Source organism: Mesorhizobium sp. M7A.F.Ca.CA.004.04.2.1 (assembly GCF_004022825.1).
In the GTDB taxonomy this organism is placed as follows: Bacteria; Pseudomonadota; Alphaproteobacteria; order Rhizobiales; family Rhizobiaceae; genus Mesorhizobium.
Map to the genome: position 1 here is coordinate 1 of NZ_RZPH01000785.1, position 2,899 is coordinate 2,899.

A 2,899-nucleotide genomic window follows, 5' to 3' on the forward strand; every position below is an offset into this window, starting at 1 on the left:
GAATGGCACGACCTGTCCATCCCCTTTGGAACAGGACACTATTGGTAACATTTTGCTTGAGGCAATGCGGCTCGTTGCCTTCCTTTTCGCTGACCGGAAGGGTACCGGAAGTCGTCTATCGCATCTTACCCGCTGAAAGCGGCAACACCTCGACCTCAATCGCAGATCATAGGAAATAGACGATCGCGTCGGGGCCTCAGCATCGGTTCACCGGGTTTCCGTCATCGACTGAAGCGAATTGCCCCATCGACCGTCACCGGGTGGGCCGCGATACGTCGCCGTATATGATTAGCGAGCGCACGTAGCGGAGCCATAGCTCTCCACCCAGCCATGTTCCCCTAGTTGGAAAATGTCCGGCGGACCAGAGGTGCTGTCGTCAGCTTTTCCTGAATAGCGGCCAAGGCAATCCCTACCAGTCCATCACCACCTTGCCGGAACTGCCGCTCTTCATCGCATCGAAACCGATCTGAAAATCGTCGATGCCGATGCGGTGGGTGATCAGGCCGGAGACATCCAGCGGGCCCTGCACCAGCGCGATCATCTTGTACCAGGTCTCGAACATCTCGCGGCCATAGATGCCCTTGAGATGCAGCATCTTGAAAATGACCTTGTTCCAGTCGATCTCGAAGCCGGTCGGCGCGATGCCTAAAATGGCGATCTTGCCGCCATTGTTCATGGCATCGATCATGTCGCGGAAAGCGGGGGCGGCGCCTGACATTTCGAGCCCGACGTCGAACCCCTCGGTCATGCCGAGCACCGGCATGACGTCGCGCAGCTTCTCCTTCGAGGCGTCGACGACATGCTGGACGCCGAGTTTCTTGGCTAGCGCCAGCCGCACCGGGTTGATGTCAGTGATGACCACTTTGCGCGCGCCGACGCATTGGGCGACGAGCGCGCCCATGATGCCGATCGGCCCGGCGCCAGTCACCAGCACGTCCTCGCCGACCAGATCGAAGGAGAGTGCGGTGTGGACGGCATTGCCCAAGGGATCGAAGATCGCGGCGATCTCATCGGGCACATCGTCGGGGATCGGCACAACATTGTGCTGCGGGATCGCCAGATACTCGCCGAAGGCGCCTGGACGGTTGACGCCGACGCCGAGTGTGTTGCGGCACAGATGCCCTCGCCCGGCGCGACAGTTGCGGCAATGGCCGCAGACGATGTGGCCTTCGCCCGATACACGCTGGCCGACCTTGTATTCGGTGACCGCTGCGCCGAAATCGGCAACGGTGCCGACGAATTCATGGCCCGTCACCATCGGCACCGGCACCGTCTTCTGCGCCCACTGGTCCCAATTGTAGATGTGCACGTCGGTGCCGCAGATCGCCGTCTTCTTGATCTTGATCAGCACGTCGTTGGGGCCGATCTCCGGCACCGGCACCTCTTCCATCCAGATGCCTGGTTCGGCCTTGGCCTTCACCAGCGCCTTCATCATGTTCGACATGCTTTTGTCCCTTGAATCTCTTGATCCGGAATCGCTTTTCGATTCCAGCCTTTCAGGAAATGACCCCGAGTTCGCGCCCGACGGCGGCAAACGCCTCGACCGCCCTGTCAATATCCGCACTGGAATGCGCCGCCGACATTTGCGTGCGGATGCGGGCCTGCCCTTTCGGCACCACCGGGAAGGAGAAGCCGATGACGTAAATGCCGCGCTTCAGCATGCGCGCGGCCATCTCCTGCGCCAGGCTGGCATCACCCAGCATCACCGGTATGATCGGATGATCGGCTCCGGCCAGCGTGAAGCCGAGCTTGCCCATCTGCGACCGGAAGCGCGCCGCATTGTCGTAGAGTTTGCTGCGCAGCCCATCGCCGTCCTTGATCAGTTCGAACACCTTGATCGAAGCGCCGGCGATCGCCGGCATGAGCGTGTTGGAGAAGAGATACGGCCGTGAGCGCTGGCGCAGCCAGTCGACCACCTGGCCTTTGCCCGAGGTGTAGCCACCGGAGGCCCCGCCAAGCGCCTTGCCGAGCGTGCCGGTGATGATGTCGACCCTGCCCTCGACGCCGCAATGTTCGGCCGAGCCGCGGCCGTTTCGGCCGACGAAGCCGACGGCATGGCTGTCGTCGACCATCACCATGGCGTCGTATTTCTCGGCGAGGTCGCAGACACCCGTGAGATTGGCGATGATGCCATCCATCGAAAACACGCCGTCGGTGGCGATCAACCGGAAGCGGCAGTCCCGGGCTTCCTTCAGTCGCGCCTCGAGATCGGCCATGTCGTTGTTGGCGTAGCGGAAACGTTTGGCCTTCGACAGCCGCACGCCATCGATGATCGAGGCATGATTCAAGGCATCCGAGATAATGGCGTCTTCCTCGCCCAGCAGCGTCTCGAACAGGCCGCCATTGGCATCGAAACAGGAGCCGTAGAGGATGGTGTCTTCCATGCCGAGGAAAGAGGAAATCGTGGATTCGAGCTGCTTGTGCTCTTCCTGGGTGCCGCAGATAAAGCGCACCGATGCCATGCCGTAGCCATAGCGGTCGAGCGCCTGCTTGGCAGCATTGCGCAAATCGGCGCTATCGGCGAGGCCGAGATAGTTGTTGGCACAGAAATTCAGCACCTTGTCGCCGCCGACCTCGATCTCGGCCGACTGCGTCGAAGTGATCACCCGCTCCGACTTGTAGAGGCCTGCCGATTTGAGCCCCGCGAGCTCGCCGTCGATGTGGGAGAGGAATGCTGCGGTCATGGTCGGCCTCGTTTGATGTGGGCTGACTGTCGTCTCGTCCGCGTGAAAAATCCATCGCAAAAACGACCGGATCGGTGGCAAGCAGCACGATGCCGCCCCGATGTCGATCATCATGCGGCGGCGGAAACGATGCCGCGACAAGGGTTCTGGCCGATGACCGCTCAAATGCCGGTACGGCGTTAAACGAGCCGATAACCATTTCGCGATCTTTCGAC

2 protein-coding genes are annotated in these 2,899 nt (G+C 61.1%); both read right to left on the minus strand.

Going from position 1 to position 2,899, the window contains the following annotated elements; genetic code table 11:
* Positions 1 to 409 precede the first annotated feature (409 nt).
* Entirely contained in the window at positions 410 to 1,444 is a 1,035-nt protein-coding gene (gene tdh / locus EN893_RS26945; RefSeq protein ID WP_127268537.1) for an L-threonine 3-dehydrogenase, read from the minus strand.
* Positions 1,445 to 1,496: 52 nt separating this feature from the next.
* A complete protein-coding gene (locus EN893_RS26950; RefSeq protein WP_127268536.1) occupies positions 1,497 to 2,684 on the minus strand; it encodes a glycine C-acetyltransferase in 1,188 nt (395 codons plus the stop codon).
* Between the last annotated feature and the right edge of the window lie 215 nt (positions 2,685 to 2,899).